Here is a 19,636-nt window from a genome sequence, read left to right as displayed (position 1 = left end):
CCCCAACGGTGTAAAGGTTGGGTCAGCACGGTATGTCCGGGAGGTTGCATGAACGTGACACCGGTGGCGATTGTGACGCTCGGGGGCGGGCTATGGCCGGCCATGGCACCGGTGCGGCAAAATGGCGTTCTCCCCGTTTTGTTGGCATTCCCATGAAAATCGTCGAAGTTCGCCACCCGCTGGTGCAGCACAAGATCGGCCTGATGCGCGATGCGTCCCTGAGCACCAAGGACTTCCGCGAGCTGGCCAACGAGCTGGGCGGCCTGCTGGCCTACGAGGCCACTGCCGACCTGGACACCGAAGCGCACACCCTTTCCGGCTGGGCCGGCCCGGTGACCGTGCAGCGCATCGCGGGGGCGAAAATCACCGTGGTGCCGATCCTGCGCGCCGGGCTGGGCATGCTCAGCGGCGTGCTGTCGCTGATTCCGGCGGCGCGGGTCAGCGTGGTCGGCCTGCAGCGTGATGAGGAAACCCTGCAGCCGGTGCCCTACTTCGAGCGCCTCACCGGCCGCCTGGAAGAACGCGATGCGCTGATCCTGGACCCTATGTTGGCCACTGGCGGCACCCTGATCGCCACCATCGACATGCTCAAGCGCGCCGGGGCGCGGCGGATCAAGGGTATTTTCCTGGTGGCCGCGCCGGAAGGCATCGCGGCCGTGCAGGCGGCGCACCCCGATGTGGAGATCTTCACTGCCGCGATCGATGCGCGGCTCAACGAGAAGGGCTACATCCTGCCGGGCCTGGGCGATGCCGGTGACCGCATCTTCGGGACCCGCGTGGCCGGTTGATCCGCGCGCCGTCAGGCCAGCGCGCGGGCCTTCAATTCACCCTGTTCGTGGGCGGTACCGAACCGCCCTTTCTCATCGCGGGTGACCTGGGCCAGCGCGCATTCGGGGTCATGGGTAAAGAACAGGTGCACGTTGCGCGCCAGCTTGTCTTCCAGGAAGCTGCGCTTCTCGTCGATCAGCAGTTCGGCGTTGCGGTCGTAGCCCATGGTGATCGGCACGTGCACCCATGAACGCCCGGGAATCAGGTCGGCACAGAACACCACGCCACCGCGCGGCTCGCCCTGCACCTGTTCGGGGCCGACGATCTCGGCCAGCATCAGGCCCGGGGTGTGCCCGTCGCTGAAGCTGAAACGCACGCTTGTGCCCAGCGTGCGCGAATACGGTCCCTGCACGATCTCCAGCCGCCCACTGTCGCGCAGCAGCTGCGGCAGTTCGGGAATGAAGCTGGCGCGGTCGCGCGGGTGCGGATCCAGCGCGCGTTCCCAGTGCTCGGCACCGACCAGGAAGGTCGCGTTGGGGAACAGCAGCTCCGGCGCGCGGCCTTCGCTCCACGGCGCCAGCAGGCCGCCAGCGTGGTCGAAATGCAGGTGGCTGAGCACCACCACGTCGATGTCCTCATGCTCGAAGCCGGCTTCGCGCAACGATTCGATCAGCACGTGGCTGGGTTCCTGCACGCCATAACGGTCGCGCAGCTTCGGCTCGAAGAACGCGCCGATACCGGTTTCGAACAGCACGGTCCTGCCGGCCAACGGGCTGGCCAGCAGCGCACGGCAGGCCAGTTCGATCCGGTTGAGATCGTCCGGTGCCGCCCATTTTTCCCAGACCGCACGCGGCGCATTGCCGAACATCGCGCCGCCATCGAGCTTCTGTGAGTTACCGCGGATGGACCATAGTTTCATCGGTAAATTATCCGGCGGGCTGCGTTAATAATTCGCTATCCGCCGGCATGAAAAACCCCGCCGTGGCGGGGTTTCTGGTTTACCGTGCCGCCGCAGGAGCGACCGCTCCCGAACCGACCGGGTTGCGCGGGTCGCTGCCCACGCTGAGCTGGTTGCTGCGGCGGTTCCACTCCACCGTCTGCAGGTTGCCCCACACATGGCTGGAGCCGCGCCCGCCTTCGGCGCTGTCGCCGGGCAGGTCGATCTTGTGGCCCATCGCCTGCAGCTGCTGGATGGTGCCCGCATCGAACGCACCGGTTTCAGCCTCGATCACGTCCGGCAGCCACTGGTGGTGGAAGCGCGGTAACGCCGCAACCTGCTGGGCGTCGAGGCCATCGTCGTAGCCCAGCACGCCCAGCAGCACCATGGTGATGATGCGGCTGCCGCCCGGGGTGCCGAGCACCACGACCTTGTCGGCCGATTCCATGAAGGTCGGGGTCATCGAGCTGAGCATGCGCTTGCCCGGCTTGGGCGCGTTGGCCGCATAGCCCATCACGCCGAACGCGTTGGGCGTGCCCGGCTTGAGCGCGAAGTCGTCCATCTCGTTGTTGAGCAGCACGCCGGTGCCCGACGGAATCAGGCCCGAGCCGTACAGCAGGTTCACGGTCTGGGTGGCGCCCACGCGGTTGCCCTGTTGGTCGATGATCGAGAAGTGGGTGGTCTCGTCGTCTTCCAGCGGGGTCGGGTTGCCCGACAGCAGGTCGCTGGGGGTGGCCTTTTCCGGGTGGATGGTGGCGCGCAGGCCCTGGGCGTAGTCGCGGCTGGTCAGTACTTTCTGCGGAATCTGCACGAAGTCCGGATCGCCCAGGAAGAAGGTGCGGTCACGGAACGCGCGGCGCATCGATTCCACCACCAGGTGGGTACGGTGGGCCGGATCCATCGCCTTCAGGTCCCACCCTTCCAGGATCTGCAGCATCGAGGCCAGTGCGATGCCACCGGACGACGGCGGCGAGGCGGTGGTGATCTTCCAGTCGCGGTAATTGAACACGATCGGTTCGCGCTGCTTGACCCGGTAGCCGGCCAGCTCGTCGGCCGTCCACTTGCCACCGGCCTGCTTCACCCCGGCCAGCAGGAGCTTGCCGGTCTGGCCCTTGTAGAAGCCATCGAACCCGCCTGCGGCCAGGCGCTCCAGCGTCTGCGCCAGCTCCGGCTGCTTGAACACATCACCTTCGGCGATCGGCTTGCCATTGCGCAGGTACACCTCGCGCGTGCCGGGGTAGCGCTCCATCACTTCACGGCGCGAGGCATAGCCCTTGGCCATGCGCGCATACACCGGGAAACCCTCGCGGGCGATGCGGATCGCCGGGGCCAGCGACGCCTGCAGCGGCAGCTTGCCGTGCTTGGCCGACAGCTCCACCAGCGCCGCCGGCAGGCCGGGAATGCCGGCCGACCACGGACCGTTCACCGACCGGTCGCGGTCCAGCTCGCCCTTCCCGTCCAGGAATGCTTCGGGGGTCGCGGCGGCCGGCGCGGTCTCGCGCGCGTCCAGCATCACGTCCTTGCCGGTCTTCGCGTCGTGCAGCAGGAAGAAGCCACCGCCGCCCAGGCCGGAGCTGATCGGTTCAACCACTGCGAGGGTGGACGACACCGCTACTGCGGCGTCAAACGCGTTGCCGCCCTTGGCCAGGATCTCCATGCCCGCTTCGGTGGCCAGGTGATGGCCACTAGCGATGGCGGCGCCTTCAGGATGCGCGGCCAGCGTGGCCTGCGGCGCAGGCTCGGCGGCCCACAGGGCCGATGTCCACAGCAGGAGCAGCAGCAACCAGCGACGGGAGGGGGTGTTCATTCGGGCGCAGACTCCACATAGAGTTCGGGATGATCGCGCTGGAGCCCATGCAGCTTGGCCAGCAGCGCTTCCTGGGTTTCGGGAATGTCCGGATCGGGATCGATGCATTCCACCGGGCAGACGACCACGCACTGCGGTTCGTCGAAATGCCCCACGCATTCGGTGCAGCGTGCAGGGTCGATCACGTAGATGGTTTCACCCATCGAGATGGCCTGGTTGGGACAGGCGGGCTCGCATACGTCACAGTTGACGCAGAGCTCATTGATTTTCAGCGACATGGCGTTACTCCACGCCAGTGCCGGCAGAGGAAAACCGGCCTGCGCAGCTGCGCGGGCCGGTCAACGGCGGCGTCCACGAAGGACGCCGCCCGGGCCGCGCACACGTGCGCGGCCGCCATGGCACGGCTTACTTGGCTTCGACGAAGATGTACTCGGCGCCGGTCGGCTGGACGATCGACTGGACGCGGGCGTTGTCGGCCGCCTGGCCGATGAACACCACGCGCACACCCTTCATCGAGTCGGCGGACACGTCCTTGAACACGGCCTGGATCATGTCGGCCATCTTGCCCGAGGCGGACGAACCGAAGGCCAGCATGTTGCCCGGCTGCACGCCACGGGCGACAGCAGCGGTGGCGCTCTCGACCTGGCGGTCGTACTTGGCCTGGAACTCCGGATCCGATTCCGGCGAGAGGTAGTACAGGAACGGGCTGTTGGTGATGTTGCCCATGTTCTGCACGGCGACGGACTGCAGGTACTTCTTCCAGCCCGCATCGTCATCCTTGGCCGGGGCGACGAGCGCCTGCTGGGCATCGGCGACCGGTGCGGCTTCTTCCTTCTTGCAGGCGGTGAACGCCAGCGCGAACGACGCGATCAACATGGCACGCATGGTGTTGTTCATGGAGTCTCCCTCTTGGTGATGCTTGGTATGTGTGGGTCTTGGGGTTTACGTGGGGCCAGACTTCGCTTCGCGGACTTTGCGCAGCGCCTCGAGCACCGAGGCCGGCACGAAGCCGGACACGTCGCCGCCAAGACGGGCGATCTCGCGGACCAGCGAGGACGAAATGAAGCTGTGCTGCTCGGCCGGGGTCAGGAACAACGTCTCGACCTCCGGAATCAGGTGGCGGTTCATGCTGGCCATCTGGAATTCGTATTCAAAATCGGAGACCGCGCGCAGGCCGCGCAGCAGCACCCCGCCCTGCTCGGAGCGCACGAAGTGTGCCAGCAGGGTGTCGAAACCGCGCACTTCCACGTTGCGGTGGTGGGCCAGCGCATCGCGCGCCAGCGACACCCGCAGCTCCAGCGGCAGCGAAGGACCCTTGGACGGGCTCTGCGCCACGCCGACCACCAGCTTCTCGAACAACGGCGCGGCCCGGTTCACCAGGTCGATGTGACCGTTGGTGATCGGATCGAAGGTGCCCGGGTATACGGCGATGCGGCGGTTGGCTGCGGTCATGCGGAAGCTACGCGTTCTGATCTGGTGAAAGTGTAGCAGTGGCGCGCCTGTACAGGGCAAAGCGGACCTCGCGGGTACCGCCCTCCCGGTGCAGCAGCCAGCCCGGCGGCAGGCGCAGGGTCTGCCCGGCCGGCGACTCCAGGTACAGCCAGGCATCGGTCGCCAGGTGCGGCCCCAGCCCCGCCAGCACGGCCTCCCACAGCCCGTCGGCGAACGGCGGGTCGATGAAGGCGATGTCGGCCAGCCCCGACGGCCGCTGGCCCAGCCAGTGCAGCGCATCGCCCTGGACCACCTCGATCTGGCCCTGGGCGCCCAGTCTGGCCACCGATTCGCGCAGCTGGCGGGCCAGCGCGGCATCGCGCTCCACCAGCGTGGCCTGGGCCGCCCCGCGCGACACCGCTTCCAGTCCCAGCGCGCCGCTGCCGGCGAACAGGTCCAGCACCCGGGCCCCGCCCAGGCGCGGCATCAGCCAGTTGAACAGGGTTTCCCGGACCCGGTCGCTGCTGGGCCGCAGGCCCGGCGCCAGCGGCACCGGCAGCTTGGTATTGCGCCATTTGCCGCCAATGATGCGGACCTGGCCTACGGGGTGGGATGCGGGGGAACGTGAATTCATCCGCCAAGAATACCGTGACCCCATTGAAACGCTGCCATCTTGAAATCGGGACAATCCGTCCTTACCCCTTGTGCAGCCGCCGCGCCGGGCGCGGCACCGTCCAAGGAGCACTCCCCGATGACCGAGCAGACCCACAAAGAAACCCTGGGCTTCCAGACCGAAGTGAAGCAGCTGCTGCAGCTGATGATCCACTCGCTGTACTCCAACAAGGAAATCTTCCTTCGCGAGCTCATCTCCAACGCCGCCGATGCCTCGGACAAACTGCGCTTCGAAGCGCTGACCCAGCCGGGCCTGCTCGAAAGCGATGGTGAACTGCGCATCCAGGTCAGCGTCGACCCGCAGGCGCATACCCTGACCATCGACGACAACGGCATCGGCATGAGCCGCGACGAGGCCGTCGCCCACCTGGGCACCATCGCCAAGTCGGGCACCGGCGACTTCCTGCGCCAGCTGTCCGGCGACCAGAAGAAGGACTCGCAGCTGATCGGCCAGTTCGGCGTCGGCTTCTACAGCGCCTTCATCGTGGCCGACCAGGTCGACGTGTACTCGCGCCGCGCCGGCCTGCCGGCCAGCGAAGGCGTGCACTGGTCCTCGCGTGGCGAGGGCGAGTTCGACGTGGAAACCATCGACAAACCGGAACGCGGCACCCGCATCGTGCTGCACCTCAAGGATGACCAGCAGGACTTCGCCGATGCCTGGCGCCTGCGCGGCATCATCAAGAAGTACTCCGACCACATCGGCCTGCCGATCCAGATGGCCAGGGAACACCACGGCGACGACGCCCCGGCCGAAGTCGAGTGGGAGACCGTCAACCGCGCCAGTGCGCTGTGGACCCGCCCGCGCACCGAGATCAGCGACGCCGAGTACCAGGAGTTCTACAAGCACGCCGCGCACGACCACCAGGACCCGCTGGCATGGAGCCACAACAAGGTCGAAGGCAAGCTCGAGTACACCTCGCTGCTGTACGTGCCCGGCCACGCGCCGTTCGACCTGTACCACCGCGACGCGCCCAAGGGCCTGAAGCTGTACGTGCAGCGCGTGTTCGTGATGGACCAGGCCGAGCAGTTCCTGCCGCTGTACCTGCGTTTCATCAAGGGCGTGGTCGATTCCAACGACCTGTCGCTCAATGTGTCGCGCGAAATCCTGCAGTCCGGCCCGGTCATCGATTCGATGAAGTCGGCGCTGACCAAGCGCTCGCTGGACATGCTGGAAAAGCTGGCCGCCGACAAGCCCGAGGTGTATGCCGGGTTCTGGAAGCAGTTCGGCCAGGTGCTGAAGGAAGGCCCCGCCGAAGACTTCAACAACCGCGAGAAGATCGCCGGCCTGCTGCGCTTCGCCTCCACCCATGACGCCAGCGGCGAGCAGAACGTGTCGCTGGCCGATTACATCGGCCGCATGATCGAAGGCCAGGACAAGATCTACTTCCTGACCGGCGACAGCCACACCCAGGTGAAGGACAGCCCGCACCTGGAAGTGTTCCGCAAGAAGGGCATCGAAGTGCTGCTGCTCACCGACCGCATCGACGAGTGGCTGATGGGCTACCTGACCGAGTTCGCCGGCAAGTCGTTCGTGGATGTGGCGCGTGGCGACCTCGACCTGGGCGCGCTGGAAACGGCCGAAGACAAGCAGGCGCAGGAAGAGGCCGCCAAGGACAAGCAGGGCCTGGTCGAGCGGATCAAGGGCGCGCTGGGCGATGACGTGGCCGATGTACGAGTGTCGCACCGCCTGACCGATTCGCCGGCCATCCTCGCCATCGGCGAACAGGACCTGGGCCTGCAGATGCGCCAGATCCTGGAGGCCAGCGGCCAGAAGGTGCCCGACAGCAAGCCGGTGTTCGAGTTCAACCCGGCCCACCCGCTGATCGGCAAGCTGGACCAGGAAGCCGATGCCGCCCGCTTCGGCGACCTGAGCCGGGTGCTGTTCGACCAGGCCGCGCTGGCTGCGGGCGATACGCTGAAGGATCCGGCGGCTTATGTGCGCCGGTTGAACAAGCTGTTGCTGGAATTGTCGGTTTAACGCGGTACGTGGTGGCCGGCACCGCTTGGGCCGGCCAACGGCCGGCGCTACGAATTGCTGCGTGGCCTTTGGGGTCGCGGTTAACCAACCCTGGGCTTCGGATGCGTCTCGGTAGCGCCGGCCGTTGGCCGGCCCAGGCGGTCCGTCACCGTGCGACCCGTCCGCCGCTCCACGCGGGCCTTACGGGCCCGGGTGGTAGCATATCCCCCTGATTTCAGCGCCGAATCCCATGCTCAGTTTCTTCCGTCGCAAAAAGCCCCAGGACGCTCCGCAGGACGCGCCCAAGACCCAGCACTACACCGCTGAGGAACTGGCCGCCGCGTTCCCGTCCGCCGCCACTGAGGCCGAGCCGGTCGTACCGGCTGCCGCGCCCGCCGTCGAGCCCACGCCCATCGCAGCACCGGCAGCACCGGTGGCGACGCCCGGCGTCGACGCAGTCGCTCCCGTGAGCACGCCAGCGGCCCAGGTCGATGCACCCCGCATCGAAGCCGTGCAGGCGGCACCCACCCCGCTCTATCCGCCCGCGCCGGTCGTGGTAGCCACCGATATCGTGCAGGAAGCGGTGCAGCCGCTGGCCGCCCCGACCGCCTTCGATGAAGCGGCACCCGCCGCGCCCGGCAAGACCGGTTGGCGAGACCGCCTGCGCAACAGCGTCATCGCGCGCAGCTTCGGCGGCCTGTTCTCGCGCAACCCCAAGCTCGACGACGACCTGCTCGATGAGCTGGAAACCGCCTTGATCACGGCTGATGTCGGCGTGGGTGCCACCACCGCACTGGTGGAAGGCCTGCGCAAGCGCATGAAGGCGCGCGAATTCACCGACGCCAACGCGTTGTTGAGGGCGCTGCGCGCCGACCTGATCGCGATCCTGCAGCCGGTCTCCCGCCCGTTGGTGATCGACCGCAGCGCAAAGCCGTTCGTGATCCTCACCGTCGGCGTCAACGGCGTCGGCAAGACCACCACCATCGGCAAGCTGGCCAAGCGCTTCAAGGACGATGGCCACAGCCTGATGCTGGCCGCCGGCGATACCTTCCGCGCCGCCGCCGTGGCGCAGCTGCAGGCCTGGGGCGAGCGCAACGGCGTGGCCGTGGTCGCCCAGGGCCAGAACGCCGATGCCGCCTCGGTGGCATTCGATGCGCTGCAGGCCGGCAAGGCACGCGGCACCGAGGTGCTGATCGCCGATACCGCCGGCCGCCTGCATACCCAGGGCGGGCTGATGAACGAGCTGGGCAAGATCCGCCGCGTGCTGGGCAAGATCGATGAAAGCGCGCCGCACGAGGTGCTGATGGTCATTGACGGCACCACCGGCCAGAACGCGCTCTCGCAGCTGCGCCAGTTCCATGCCGCAGTCAATGTGACCGGCCTGGTGGTGACCAAGCTGGATGGCACCGCCAAGGGCGGCGTGGTGTTCGCGCTGGCGCGCGAATTCGGCATTCCGATCCGCTTCGCCGGCATCGGCGAGCGCCCCGAAGACCTGCGCGTGTTTGATCCGGAAGCGTTCGTGGATGCGTTGCTGCCGGAAGCGCTGGGCGGTTGATGTCGCCCGCCATCGCCGATGCGTTCGTCGATCGGCTGCTGCCGTGGTTCGACGGCCATGGCCGGCATGACCTGCCCTGGCAGCATCCGCGCATGCCGTACCGGGTGTGGTTGTCGGAAATCATGCTCCAGCAGACCCAGGTCGCCACGGTCATCCCGTACTTCCTGAAGTTTCTTGCCGTGTTCCCCACCCTGCCCGACCTCGCCGCCGCCAGCAACGACGCGGTGATGGCGCAGTGGGCCGGCTTGGGCTACTACGCCCGCGCGCGCAACCTGCATGCCGCCGCGCAGCGCTGTGTCGAACTGCACGGCGGCGAGCTGCCGCGCGACGTCGATGCACTGCATGCACTGCCGGGCATCGGCCGCAGCACCGCCGGTGCGATCCTCAGCCAGGCCTGGAACGACCGCTTCGCGATCCTCGATGGCAACGTCAAGCGTGTGCTCACCCGCTACCACGGCATCGAAGGATTCCCCGGCCTGCCGGCGGTGGAAAAGATGTTGTGGGCGCTGGCAGAGCTGCACGTGGAGCATGTTCCCGGCGGCCGTTTGGCCGATTACACCCAGGCGCAGATGGACCTGGGCGCCACGGTCTGCACCCGCAGCCGGCCAGCCTGCGTGATCTGCCCGCTGCAGGACGACTGCGTGGCGCGCCGCGAAGGCCGCAGCGACCAGCTGCCCACCCCGAAGCCCAGCAAGATCCTGCCCGAACGCGAGGCGGTGGCGCTGCTGCTGCGCGATGCACAGGGCCGCGTGCTGCTGCAGAAGCGCCCGGACACCGGCATCTGGGCGCAACTGTGGACGCTGCCGCAGGCCGACAGCGGCACCGCGCTGCAGGACTGGTTCGATGCGCATGTGCTGGGCTCGCTGGAAGATGCCGAAGAGCTGCCGGTGCTGCAGCACACCTTCAGCCACTATCGCCTGCACCTGCAGATCCTGTCGCGGCAGGTGGATGGCCTGCGCAATGACATTCCCGGCCTGCGCTGGGTCCCGGCGCAGGAGCTGCCCAGTCTGGGCCTGCCCGCGCCGATCCGAAAACTGCTGGAAAATGGAACTAGCCGTAAACTACGCGCTGCAACGACTTTGAAGAGGATCGAGTAGCCCATGGCCCGCACCGTTTTCTGCCAGTACGAACAACGCGACACCGATGGGCTGGATTTCGTGCCCTATCCCGGCGAGCTGGGCCAGCGCATCTTCAACGGCATCGGCAAGACCGCCTGGGCCGCGTGGCTGGCGCACCAGACGATGCTGATCAACGAGAACCGGTTGTCGCCGCGCGATCCGAAGCATCGCGCGTTCCTGGAAGAAGAGCTGGTGAAGTACCTCTTCAGCGGTGGCGCCGAGAAGCCGGCCGGGTTCGTCCCCGAGGCCTGACAGCAGCGACCGACCTATTCCGCCGGCGGCGTTTGCCCCGCTTCGCGCTCCTGCACCTGGGCCTGCCGCATTTCCTGCTCCGATGAGCGCAGCGCCTTGACGTCCAGCGGGCGGATCGCGCCGATGAAGCACGGGACGCTCGGGCCGTGGTTGGGATCACGGACCAGCACCCGGTCGAAGCGCGATGACACCTGCCCGGTCTGGCTGGTCAGCCCGATCGCGGTAGCGTAACTGAGCCCGTAGCACGGGCCGCGCAGTTCAATGAGATAGGCCTCGCTGGGGCGGGTCCACACCGCCAGCGCGCTGTCGCCCAGTTCGGTCCAGCCATTGAGCGAGCCGAAGTACCGCATGGACGGTTGCGGCGGGCCGGCGTGCGCGCGGTACAGCTCCAGGCGTTCGGCGCTGCTCAGGCGGCCGGTGGCACAACCGGCCAGTACCAGGCCCATTGCAACGATGGCGACAAGCGTTTTCATGGCACCTCCGCAGTAGGGAACAAGGCGATCATGCACCCGCTGCCGCCGGCCCGCAGGTTCGGGCGGGCGGCTGTTCAGCTGCCAGCTCAGACCTCGGCGTGGGCCAGGGCGTGCAGCCGGCCTTCGCGCAGTTCCAGCACGCGGTCCAGCTTGCGCGCCAGGCTGCGGTCGTGGGTCACCAGCACCAGGCTGGTGTGGTGGGCGCGGTTGAGGTCCAGCATCAGCTCGAACACGGTTGCGGCGGTCTTGTCGTCCAGGTTGCCGGTCGGTTCGTCGCCCAGCACGCAGGCCGGGCGGTTGACCAGCGCACGGGCCACGGCGGCCCGCTGGCGCTCGCCACCGGACAGCTCGCCCGGCTTGTGCTCCAGGCGGTGGCCCAGGCCCACCGATTCCAGCAGTGCCTTTGCGCGTGACCGGGCATCGGCCACCTCCTCGCCGCCGAGCAGCACCGGCATCATCACGTTTTCCAGCGCGGTGAATTCGGGCAGCAGGTGGTGGAACTGGTACACGAAGCCCAGCGCGCGGTTGCGCAGGCGGCCGCGCTGGCTGTCGGACAGCGACGACATCTGGTTGCCGGCCACGAACACTTCGCCGGCGGTCGGCGTGTCCAGCCCGCCCAGCAGGTGCAGCAGCGTGCTCTTGCCGGCGCCGGAGGCACCGATGATGGCGACCGTCTCGCCGGCGGCCACGCTCAGGTCCAGGCCGTTGAACACCGGGGTCTGCATGCGGCCTTCGGCGTAGGTCTTGGCCAGCCCCTGCGCGCGGATCACTTCGTCGCCGCGGTTGATCGGCTCATTCATAGCGCAGGGCCTCCGCCGGCTGGGTGCGGGCAGCGCGCCACGCGGGGTACAGGGTGGCCAGGAAGCTCATGACCAGCGCAATGACCGTGATGATGACGATGTCCGGGGTCTGCATGTCGGTCGGCAGGCCGGTGATGTAATAAACGTCTTCGGGCAGCAGCTTGACGTTGAACAGGGTCTCGATCGCACCAAGGATGCGCTCCAGGTTCAAGGTCAGGGTGATGCCGCCGACCACGCCGAGCACGGTGCCGAAGATGCCGATCAGCGAGCCCTGCACCATGAAGACCTGCATCACCCCGCCCGGGGTCAGGCCCAGGGTGCGCAGGATCGCGATGTCGGCCTGCTTGTCGGTGACCAGCATCACCTGCGAGGAGACCAGGTTGAACGCGCCCATGGCGATGATCAGCGAGAGCAGGATGCCCATCACCACTTTTTCCATGCGCAGCGAGTGGTACAGGTTGGCGTTCTGCTGGGTCCAGTCGCTGACCCGGTAGCCGCCGCGGAGGTTGTGGGCCAGGTCCACGCCCACGTCCAGCGCCTTGTCCATGTCATGCAGCTTCAGGCGCACGCCGGTGACCCCGTCCATGCGCAGCACGCGCTCGAGGTCGGCCATGTTGGCGTAGGCCACGCCGCGGTCGATTTCGTTGTAGCCGGCCTCGAAGATGCCGCTGACGGTGAAGCGCTTCAGCCGGGGCATCGCGCCCATCGGGGTGCCCTGCACTTCAGCCAGGGTCACCAGCACGGTGTCGCCGACATCCACGCCCAGCCAGATCGCCAGTTCCTGGCCGACCAGCAGGTTGTAGCTGCCTTCCTTCAGGCTGTCGAAGCTGCCCTTCTTGAGCTTGGTGTTGATCACCGACACTGCCGGCTCCAGCGCCGGGTCGATGCCCTGCACGATCGCACCCTGCACGCGGGCGCCGCTGAGCATGGCCTGGATCTCGATGTACGGCGCGGCACCGGCCACGCGCGGATCCTTGTGGGCCACCTCTACCGCATGCTGCCAGTCCGCCATGGGCGCGCCGTCGGCGGTGATCGTGGTATGCGCGGTCATCTGCAGCAGGCGGTCGCGGATTTCCTTCTGGAAACCGCTCATTACCGCCAGCGTGGTGATCAGCACGGTCACGCCCAGCGCGATGCCGAGGATCGAGGCCATGGAGATGAAGGAGATGAAGCCGTTGCGGCGCTTGGCCCGCAGGTAACGCAGGCCGATGGCTACTGGTATGGGTTTGAACATGCAGGTACGCCGGACAATTCACCCTATGGTGCCATCACGGAGGTGAACGCGGAATGGGACGGGCCCGGATCGCCAGTCGCAGTTCACGTCGGCGCCGCGGCGGCAGGGTGTCGGGCCAGAACAGACAGGCCTGCCGGCGGCCGTGCCGGCGCCAGCTGAGCTGCAGGAGCGGGCCGCGGTCATGCAGGGAGATCCCTTCCACCGGTTCGCCATCGACCTGGGCCGGGCTGTCGCCGGGCGGAATCACGAAGGCTTGCGGCCGTCGGCGGGCATGGCGCCAGCCCTGCCAGGCGGTCCCCGCCCCGGCCGCCAGGCCCAGCGGCCACTGCGCGGCGGACGGCAGCGCGCTGGCCGTGGCTACCCAAGGCATCAGCAGCGCAAACAGAACGTGCGCGGCAACCTGCCAGCGCGAGGGGCGCCACTCAAGCCGGCAGGGCGCGGATCCGGGCGATGAGGTCGGTGAGCTCGGCATCCGGGCATACCTCGTAACCCATGAACCAGCGCCACAACTTATCGTCTTCGCAGTCGAGAAGCCGCAGGAAAACCTCGCGCTCTTCGGTGGGTGCAGTGGCCCATTCGCGGTCGAGGTAACGCTCGAAAAGCTGGTCGAGCTCGCGCATGCCGCGGCGGCAGCGCCAGCGGAGTTTCTTGAGGAGGGTGGCTTCGTCCATTTCGGTCATTCCAGACTGGAGCACGTCATCCGGGTGCGCGGCAGTACACGGGCGCGTGGCGACGCGCTCAAAACAAAGGCGCCCCCTATGTCAAGGGGGCGCGGCTCCGCCGTCATGCCTTGGCAGCCACGCGGGGCGTGGCTCTACGATCAGGCGCGGCGCGCCATCATGAGCTTCTTGATCTCGGCGATCGCCAGCGCCGGGTTCAGGCCCTTCGGGCAGGTCCGGGCGCAGTTCATGATGGTGTGGCAGCGGTACAGCTTGAACGGGTCTTCCAGGTCGTCCAGGCGCGCACCGGTGTCTTCGTCGCGCGAGTCGACGATCCAGCGGTAGGCCTGCAGCAGGATCGCCGGGCCCAGGTAACGCTCGCCGTTCCACCAGTAGCTCGGGCAGCTGGTCGAGCAGCACGCGCACAGGATGCACTCGTACAGGCCGTCCAGCTTCTTGCGGTCTTCCGGCGACTGCAGGCGCTCACGGTCCGGCGGCGGCGGGGTCTGGGTGCGGATCCACGGCTTGATCGAGGCGTACTGCGCGTAGAAGTGGGTCAGGTCCGGTACCAGGTCCTTGATCACGCTCATGTGCGGCAGCGGGTAGATCGGCACTTCGGCCTTGCCGCAGTCGGCGATGGCACGGGTGCAGGCCAGCGTGTTGGTGCCGTCGATGTTCATCGCGCACGAACCGCAGATGCCCTCGCGGCACGAACGGCGGAAGGTCAGGGTCGGGTCGATCTCGTTCTTGATCTTGATCAGCGCGTCCAGGACCATCGGGCCGCAGGCGTCCAGATCGATCTCGTACGTATCGGTCCGCGGGTTGCTGTCGTCGTCTGGACTCCAGCGGTAGATCTTGAAGGTACGGGTGTTCTTCGCACCGCTCTTGGCGGGGAAGTGCTTGCCCTTTCCGATCTTGGAATTCTTTGGGAGGGAAAACTCGGCCATGGCTGTTCTCGTTGGCTCAGGCGGCTCGCGCTGCAATGCAGGCGCGGCTGGCTCGGAAGGTGAGGAAGTCGATCCGCATGGCGCTTAGTAGACGCGCGGCTTGGGCGGGACCACGTCCACGTCCTTGCTCAGCGTGTACATGTGCACCGGGCGGTAATCGAAGCTGCACTTGCCGTTGTCGTCGACATTGACCAGCGTGTGCTTCTGCCAGTTGACGTCGTCGCGGTCCGGGAAGTCCTCGTGCGCGTGTGCGCCACGGCTTTCCTTGCGCTGTTCGGCCGAGTTGATCGTCGCCACCGCGTTGAGCAGCAGGTTGTTCAGCTCGTAGGTTTCGATCAGGTCCGAGTTCCACACCAGCGAACGGTCCGACACCTTGACGTCCTGGAAGGAGTCGAAGATCTCCGACATCTTGGCGCAGCCCTCTTCCAGCGTCTTGCTGGTACGGAACACCGCCGCGTCGTTCTGCATGGTGCGCTGCATGCGGTCGCGGATGACCGAGGTCGGGGTGTCGCCGTTGGCGTAACGCAGCTTGTCCAGCAGGCCCAGCGCCTTGTCGCACGAATCCGACGCCAGCGTCTTGTGCGGCTGGCCCGGCTTGATGGTGTCGGCGCAGCGGTTGGCCACCGCACGACCGAACACGACCAGGTCGAGCAGCGAGTTGGAGCCCAGGCGGTTGGCGCCGTGCACCGACACGCAGGCCGCTTCGCCGATGGCGTACAGGCCCGGCACCACGGCATCGGGGTTGTCGCCGACCTTGCGCACCACTTCACCGTGGTAGTTGGTCGGGATGCCACCCATGTTGTAGTGCACGGTCGGGATGACCGGGATCGGCTGCTTGTGCACGTCCACGCCGGCGAAGATCCGCGCGCTTTCGGCAATGCCGGGCAGCTTGTCGTCGATCACGCCCGGGCCGAGGTGGGTCAGGTCGAGCAGGATGTGGTCCTTGTGCTCGCCGACGCCGCGGCCTTCGCGGATTTCGATGGTCATCGAACGCGACACCACGTCGCGCGAGGCCAGGTCCTTGTAATGCGGTGCGTAGCGCTCCATGAAGCGCTCGCCGTTGCTGTTGCGCAGGATGCCGCCTTCGCCGCGCACGCCTTCGGTGATCAGGCAGCCCGCACCATAGATGCCGGTGGGGTGGAACTGCACGAACTCCATGTCCTGCATCGGCAGGCCGGCACGCATGACCAGACCGCCGCCGTCGCCGGTGCAGGTGTGGGCCGAGGTGGCGCTGAAGTAGGCACGGCCGTAGCCGCCGGTGGCCAGCACCACGCCGTGGGCGCGGAACAGGTGCAGCGAGCCGTCGGCCATGTCCAGCGCGAGCACGCCGCGGCACACGCCTTCCTCATCGAAGATCAGGTCGAGCGCGAAGTACTCGATCATGAAGCGCGCGTTGTGCGCCAGCGACTGCTGGTACAGCGTGTGCAGCATGGCGTGGCCGGTACGGTCGGCGGCGGCGCAGGTGCGCTGCGCGGACGGGCCTTCGCCGTACTTGGTGGTCATGCCGCCGAACGGGCGCTGGTAGATCTTGCCGTCTTCGGTGCGGCTGAACGGCACACCGTAGTGTTCCAGTTCGATGATGGCCGGAATCGCTTCGCGGCACATGTATTCGATCGCGTCCTGGTCGCCCAGCCAATCCGACCCCTTGATGGTGTCGAAGAAGTGGTAACGCCAGTCGTCTTCACCCATGTTGCCCAGCGCGGCGGAAATACCGCCCTGCGCGGCCACGGTGTGCGAACGGGTCGGGAAGACCTTGGTCAGGCAGACCGTCTGCAGGCCCTTGGCGGCCAGGCCGAACGTGGCACGCAGGCCGGCGCCGCCGGCCCCCACCACGACCATGTCGTATTTGTGTTCCGTAATCTTGTAAGCGGACATCTACTCTGGATTCCTGTCTTGGTGCCTGACTCAGGCAACGCCGAGCGCAATGCGGGCGACCGCAAAAACACTGACGATCGCGCCCAGCACGGCAATGAACTTCACCGTGGTCTGCAGCGCCAGGGCCAGCAACGAATTATGGATGTAGTCTTCCAGCACGACCTGCAGGCCCAGCTGGGCGTGCCAGAACATGGCCACCAGGAAGCCCACCAGCAGCACCGCGTTCCACGGCTTGGACACCGCGTCGGCGGCGGTCACGTAATCGGCGTTGACCAGGCTCAGCACGAAGATGAGGAACCAGATGGTCAGCGGGACCAGCGCGGTGGCGGTCAGGCGCTGCAGCACGAAGTGCTCGGTGCCGGTCTTGGCCGCGCCAAGGCCACGCACGTTCTTCAACGGGGTACGGAACTTGTTCATGCGGTCGCTCCCATGAAGACATAGGCCCAGACCAGCGCGGTGATCACCAGGCTGGCGATGACCGACATCCAGCTGCTGCGCACGAAGGCCGGAATGCTGAAGCCGATCGCGAAGTCCTGCACGATATGGCGGATGCCATTGCACAGGTGGTAGGCGAAGGACCAGGTCCAGGCGAACAGGAACAGCTTTCCGTACCAGCTGCCGGCGTGGCCGGTGAAGCAGTTCCAGGATTCAGGACCCATCATCAGGGCGAGCAGGCCGCCAGCGATGATCAGGGCTCCAACAGACAGAAAGATGCCGGTGGCTCGATGCAGGATCGAGGTGGCCATCTGAATCTGCCAGCGATACACCTGAAGGTGCGGGGAAAGGGGACGTTCTCTGGCGGCCATTCGCTGGGCTCGTTGTCTCGGCTGGGCGGCACAATTGCCGCGTTGGCTCAATGCTGATCAGAAATCGATGCAGCGTCCGTTTTTCTCCCAATCGCCATACCGCACCGGATCCAGTCCGCCGCGGCCACCGATCTCCACAGGCACCACCGGCGTAACGGCGAGCGGCTGCTCCTCCGGTACCAGCGGGGCTTCAGGATCGATATCGGGAGTGGGGGTTGTTTGGCCTATCATGGGTGGTCTCGCAACGCACAAATTTTAGACCCCGTTCACGTGCCTGACAACCTGCCCTTCGATTTCAGTGGTTTTCCGCGCCTTTCCGGTCACGCGCTGCTCAGCCTGCGCGGTGTGGATGCGGCGGCGTTCGCCCATGCCCAGTTCGCCAGCGATGTCACCGCCCTGCCCGTGCGGCACTGGCAGTGGAGCGCCTGGCTGAGCGCCAAGGGCCGCACCCTTGCTGTGTTTCAGCTGTTGAAGCTGGACCAGGAGCACGTGCTGCTGGTGCTGGCCGACGGCGACGCCGATGCGATTGCGTCGCAGTTACAGCGCTTCGTGTTCCGTCGCAAGGTCAAGATCGAGGTGCGCACCGATCTGGCCGTGGCCGGCAGCTTCACCGCGCCGGAAGCGGCGTCTGGCGCGGCAATTGCGCTGGAGGGTGACGCGCTGGAGCTGGATGTGGGCAGCGATGCGTTGCCGCGCACCCTGAAGATCGCACCCGCGCCCGCGGATGCATCGCCGGCCGATGCCGCGTTCGAACTGGCCTGGCGCCAGTCCGACCTGCGCTACGGCGTGCCGCGCCTGGACGCCGACCAGCGCGAAACCTGGACCCCGCAGCAGCTGGGGCTGGACCGCCTGAACGGCTACAGCGTCAAGAAGGGCTGCTACCCGGGCCAGGAAATCGTGGCCCGCACCCATTTCCTGGGCAAGGCAAAGCGCGCCCTGCAGCTGCTGCGCGTGGCCGACGGCACCGCCAGTGGCGCGAAGGTCGAGCAGAACGGCGCCGCCGTTGGCACGGTGGCGAGCGTGGCCGGAGACCTGGCCCTGGCGGTGCTGCCGCTGGAGATGGCCGAGGGGGCATTGAGCGTTGGCGGCGCCGAAGCCCACGGCGTTCCGTTGCTGGAAGGCCTCGCCCGCTGACGGGCGACACGACCAACGGTCGTGTCCTACCAACTGTCCATTTCCCGGTAGGTCACGACCGTTGGTCGTGACCGGATCCATCACGCGTCGTGGTTCAACCGCTCGCCGGAATCCGCATCGAAGAAATGCAGCCCCTGCGGCTGGATCGCCACGCGGATCGTGCCACCCACCGCCGGCAATGCCTGCGGCGCCACGCGCATCACCAGCGCCTGGTCGCCATGGGTCATGTTGACGAAGATCTCGTTGCCCACCGGCTCGATGCCGTCGATGGTCGCTTCAAACGCGCCGGCATCGCCCGGCACGGCCGGCTGCAGATGCTCCGGCCGGACCCCGACCGCCAACGTCCGCCCGATCCAGGACGGGTCGATGGTCGCAGCGCCCAGCGGCGCGCGCAGCGTGCCTTCCTGCACTACTACCCCGCCATCCACGCGCTGAAGCGTGCCGCGAAGCACGTTCATCGCCGGGCTGCCGAGGAAGCCGGCCACGAACAGGTTGGCCGGGCGGTCGTACAGCGCCATCGGCGTGTCGATCTGCTGGATCACCCCGTCCTTGAGCACCACGATCCGCTGGCCCAGGGTCATCGCTTCCACCTGGTCGTGGGTCACGTAGATCATCGTGGTGCCCAGCTTGCGGTGCAGCTGCGCGATCTCGGTGCGCACGCTGTGGCGCAGCTTGGCATCCAGGTTCGACAGCGGCTCATCGAGCAGGAACACCGCCGGTTCGCGCACCAGCGCACGCCCCAGCGCCACGCGCTGGCGTTGGCCGCCGGACATCGCCTTGGGCAGTTTGTCGAGCATCTCGGTCAGGCCCAGCGTCTGCGCCGCTTCGTTCACGCGCTTGGCGATGGTCGCCTTGTCGTGGCCGCGCAGCTTCAGGCCGAAGGCCAGGTTCTCGGCCACGGTCATGTGCGGATACAGCGCATAGCTCTGGAACACCATGGCGATATCACGGTCCTTCGGCGCCACGTCGTTGACCACGCGGTCGCCGATGCTCAGCGTGCCACCGCTGATTTCCTCAAGGCCGGCGACCATGCGCAGCAGGGTCGACTTGCCACACCCCGACGGCCCCACCAGGACCATCAATTCCCCATCGGCCACTTCAAAGGTCGCGCCCTGGACGGCCACCTGGCCGTTGTCGTACACCTTGCGCACGCCCTGCAACTGCACTTTTGCCATATCACCCATTCCAGTCCGCCCGCTGCCGGGCTGTTG

23 protein-coding genes are annotated in these 19,636 nt (G+C 67.0%); 6 read left to right on the top strand and 17 right to left on the bottom strand.

The window, feature by feature from the left end:
* Positions 1 to 152 precede the first annotated feature (152 nt).
* The gene (gene upp / locus V9K91_RS12970; protein ID WP_068851060.1) at positions 153 to 788 is read left to right on the top strand and encodes a uracil phosphoribosyltransferase; all 636 of its coding nucleotides are present in this window, start codon (positions 153 to 155) and stop codon (positions 786 to 788) included.
* 11 nt (positions 789 to 799) lie between these two features.
* Here upp and V9K91_RS12965 read toward each other — a convergent pair whose 3' ends face one another.
* The 6 genes from V9K91_RS12965 to rsmD form a co-directional block, all read right to left on the bottom strand.
* A complete protein-coding gene (locus V9K91_RS12965; protein WP_068851057.1) occupies positions 800 to 1,687 on the bottom strand; it encodes an MBL fold metallo-hydrolase in 888 nt (295 codons plus the stop codon).
* A gap of 79 nt (positions 1,688 to 1,766) precedes the next feature.
* The gene (gene ggt / locus V9K91_RS12960) at positions 1,767 to 3,512 is read right to left on the bottom strand and encodes a gamma-glutamyltransferase (protein WP_249834075.1); all 1,746 of its coding nucleotides are present in this window, start codon (positions 3,510 to 3,512) and stop codon (positions 1,767 to 1,769) included.
* Positions 3,509 to 3,790, bottom strand: coding sequence for a YfhL family 4Fe-4S dicluster ferredoxin (locus V9K91_RS12955; protein WP_068851051.1), 282 nt, complete (start codon positions 3,788 to 3,790; stop codon positions 3,509 to 3,511). The genes ggt and V9K91_RS12955 overlap by 4 nt, the downstream gene beginning before the upstream one ends.
* Before the next feature lie 127 nt (positions 3,791 to 3,917).
* Positions 3,918 to 4,409: a hypothetical protein gene (locus tag V9K91_RS12950; RefSeq protein ID WP_068851048.1), complete on the bottom strand. Its 492-nt coding sequence runs from the start codon at positions 4,407 to 4,409 to the stop codon at positions 3,918 to 3,920.
* A gap of 45 nt (positions 4,410 to 4,454) precedes the next feature.
* Positions 4,455 to 4,964 (bottom strand): pantetheine-phosphate adenylyltransferase, encoded by a 510-nt coding sequence (gene coaD / locus V9K91_RS12945; RefSeq protein WP_093534179.1) that lies wholly within the window; start codon positions 4,962 to 4,964, stop codon positions 4,455 to 4,457.
* Between the two features lie 7 nt (positions 4,965 to 4,971).
* Positions 4,972 to 5,577: a 16S rRNA (guanine(966)-N(2))-methyltransferase RsmD gene (gene rsmD / locus V9K91_RS12940; protein ID WP_095364176.1), complete on the bottom strand. Its 606-nt coding sequence runs from the start codon at positions 5,575 to 5,577 to the stop codon at positions 4,972 to 4,974.
* 117 nt (positions 5,578 to 5,694) lie between these two features.
* On the opposite strand from rsmD, the gene htpG reads away from it, so the two are divergent.
* From htpG to V9K91_RS12920, 4 genes are all read left to right on the top strand, one after another.
* Positions 5,695 to 7,593 (top strand): molecular chaperone HtpG, encoded by a 1,899-nt coding sequence (gene htpG / locus V9K91_RS12935; RefSeq protein ID WP_249834073.1) that lies wholly within the window; start codon positions 5,695 to 5,697, stop codon positions 7,591 to 7,593.
* Between the two features lie 229 nt (positions 7,594 to 7,822).
* Positions 7,823 to 9,127 (top strand): signal recognition particle-docking protein FtsY, encoded by a 1,305-nt coding sequence (gene ftsY / locus V9K91_RS12930; protein ID WP_093534173.1) that lies wholly within the window; start codon positions 7,823 to 7,825, stop codon positions 9,125 to 9,127.
* Entirely contained in the window at positions 9,127 to 10,224 is a 1,098-nt protein-coding gene (gene mutY, locus V9K91_RS12925) for an A/G-specific adenine glycosylase (protein WP_336443342.1), read from the top strand. Before ftsY ends, mutY begins: the two co-directional genes overlap by 1 nt.
* Before the next feature lie 3 nt (positions 10,225 to 10,227).
* Complete coding sequence (locus tag V9K91_RS12920) at positions 10,228 to 10,497, top strand: oxidative damage protection protein (RefSeq protein ID WP_249834071.1); 270 nt, start codon at positions 10,228 to 10,230, stop codon at positions 10,495 to 10,497.
* 14 nt (positions 10,498 to 10,511) lie between these two features.
* On the opposite strand, the gene V9K91_RS12915 is transcribed toward V9K91_RS12920, so the two are convergent.
* The 10 genes from V9K91_RS12915 to V9K91_RS12870 all read right to left on the bottom strand — a co-directional run bounded on the left by V9K91_RS12915 (position 10,512) and on the right by V9K91_RS12870 (position 17,522).
* Positions 10,512 to 10,970 carry a DUF6491 family protein gene (locus V9K91_RS12915; protein ID WP_093534169.1) on the bottom strand — a complete coding sequence of 153 codons (459 nt, stop codon included), beginning with the start codon at positions 10,968 to 10,970 and terminating at the stop codon, positions 10,512 to 10,514.
* Positions 10,971 to 11,056: 86 nt separating this feature from the next.
* Positions 11,057 to 11,770: a lipoprotein-releasing ABC transporter ATP-binding protein LolD gene (gene lolD, locus V9K91_RS12910; protein WP_068851023.1), complete on the bottom strand. Its 714-nt coding sequence runs from the start codon at positions 11,768 to 11,770 to the stop codon at positions 11,057 to 11,059.
* The gene (locus tag V9K91_RS12905) at positions 11,763 to 13,004 is read right to left on the bottom strand and encodes a lipoprotein-releasing ABC transporter permease subunit (RefSeq protein WP_184124046.1); all 1,242 of its coding nucleotides are present in this window, start codon (positions 13,002 to 13,004) and stop codon (positions 11,763 to 11,765) included. The genes lolD and V9K91_RS12905 overlap by 8 nt, the downstream gene beginning before the upstream one ends.
* A 34-nt stretch (positions 13,005 to 13,038) precedes the next feature.
* Entirely contained in the window at positions 13,039 to 13,374 is a 336-nt protein-coding gene (locus V9K91_RS12900; protein WP_249834070.1) for a hypothetical protein, read from the bottom strand.
* Positions 13,375 to 13,426: 52 nt separating this feature from the next.
* Positions 13,427 to 13,675, bottom strand: a complete 249-nt coding sequence (locus V9K91_RS12895) for a succinate dehydrogenase assembly factor 2 (RefSeq protein ID WP_095364171.1) — start codon at positions 13,673 to 13,675, stop codon at positions 13,427 to 13,429.
* A gap of 149 nt (positions 13,676 to 13,824) precedes the next feature.
* Positions 13,825 to 14,610: a succinate dehydrogenase iron-sulfur subunit gene (locus V9K91_RS12890; protein ID WP_093534163.1), complete on the bottom strand. Its 786-nt coding sequence runs from the start codon at positions 14,608 to 14,610 to the stop codon at positions 13,825 to 13,827.
* 84 nt (positions 14,611 to 14,694) lie between these two features.
* The gene (sdhA, locus tag V9K91_RS12885) at positions 14,695 to 16,485 is read right to left on the bottom strand and encodes a succinate dehydrogenase flavoprotein subunit (RefSeq protein WP_249834069.1); all 1,791 of its coding nucleotides are present in this window, start codon (positions 16,483 to 16,485) and stop codon (positions 14,695 to 14,697) included.
* Between the two features lie 30 nt (positions 16,486 to 16,515).
* Positions 16,516 to 16,902, bottom strand: a complete 387-nt coding sequence (gene sdhD / locus V9K91_RS12880) for a succinate dehydrogenase, hydrophobic membrane anchor protein (protein ID WP_068851005.1) — start codon at positions 16,900 to 16,902, stop codon at positions 16,516 to 16,518.
* Entirely contained in the window at positions 16,899 to 17,291 is a 393-nt protein-coding gene (gene sdhC, locus V9K91_RS12875) for a succinate dehydrogenase, cytochrome b556 subunit (protein WP_068851002.1), read from the bottom strand. The genes sdhD and sdhC overlap by 4 nt, the downstream gene beginning before the upstream one ends.
* A 57-nt stretch (positions 17,292 to 17,348) precedes the next feature.
* A complete protein-coding gene (locus tag V9K91_RS12870) occupies positions 17,349 to 17,522 on the bottom strand; it encodes a DUF1674 domain-containing protein (RefSeq protein WP_210132290.1) in 174 nt (57 codons plus the stop codon).
* Positions 17,523 to 17,561: 39 nt separating this feature from the next.
* Here V9K91_RS12870 and V9K91_RS12865 point away from each other — a divergent pair, with 39 nt between their 5' ends.
* The gene (locus tag V9K91_RS12865) at positions 17,562 to 18,425 is read left to right on the top strand and encodes a folate-binding protein (protein WP_249834068.1); all 864 of its coding nucleotides are present in this window, start codon (positions 17,562 to 17,564) and stop codon (positions 18,423 to 18,425) included.
* Between the two features lie 80 nt (positions 18,426 to 18,505).
* Here the strand turns inward: V9K91_RS12865 and ugpC are convergent, their stop codons facing one another.
* Positions 18,506 to 19,600: a sn-glycerol-3-phosphate ABC transporter ATP-binding protein UgpC gene (gene ugpC, locus V9K91_RS12860; protein WP_093534519.1), complete on the bottom strand. Its 1,095-nt coding sequence runs from the start codon at positions 19,598 to 19,600 to the stop codon at positions 18,506 to 18,508.
* Positions 19,601 to 19,636: the final 36 nt, after the last annotated feature.

The sequence above is a fragment of the Stenotrophomonas sp. CCNWLW57 genome, assembly GCF_037203925.1.
Taxonomy (GTDB): domain Bacteria; phylum Pseudomonadota; class Gammaproteobacteria; order Xanthomonadales; family Xanthomonadaceae; genus Stenotrophomonas; species Stenotrophomonas rhizophila_A.
Note: the sequence above shows the minus strand (reverse complement) of the source record. Positions and strands in the feature narration are given on the sequence as shown.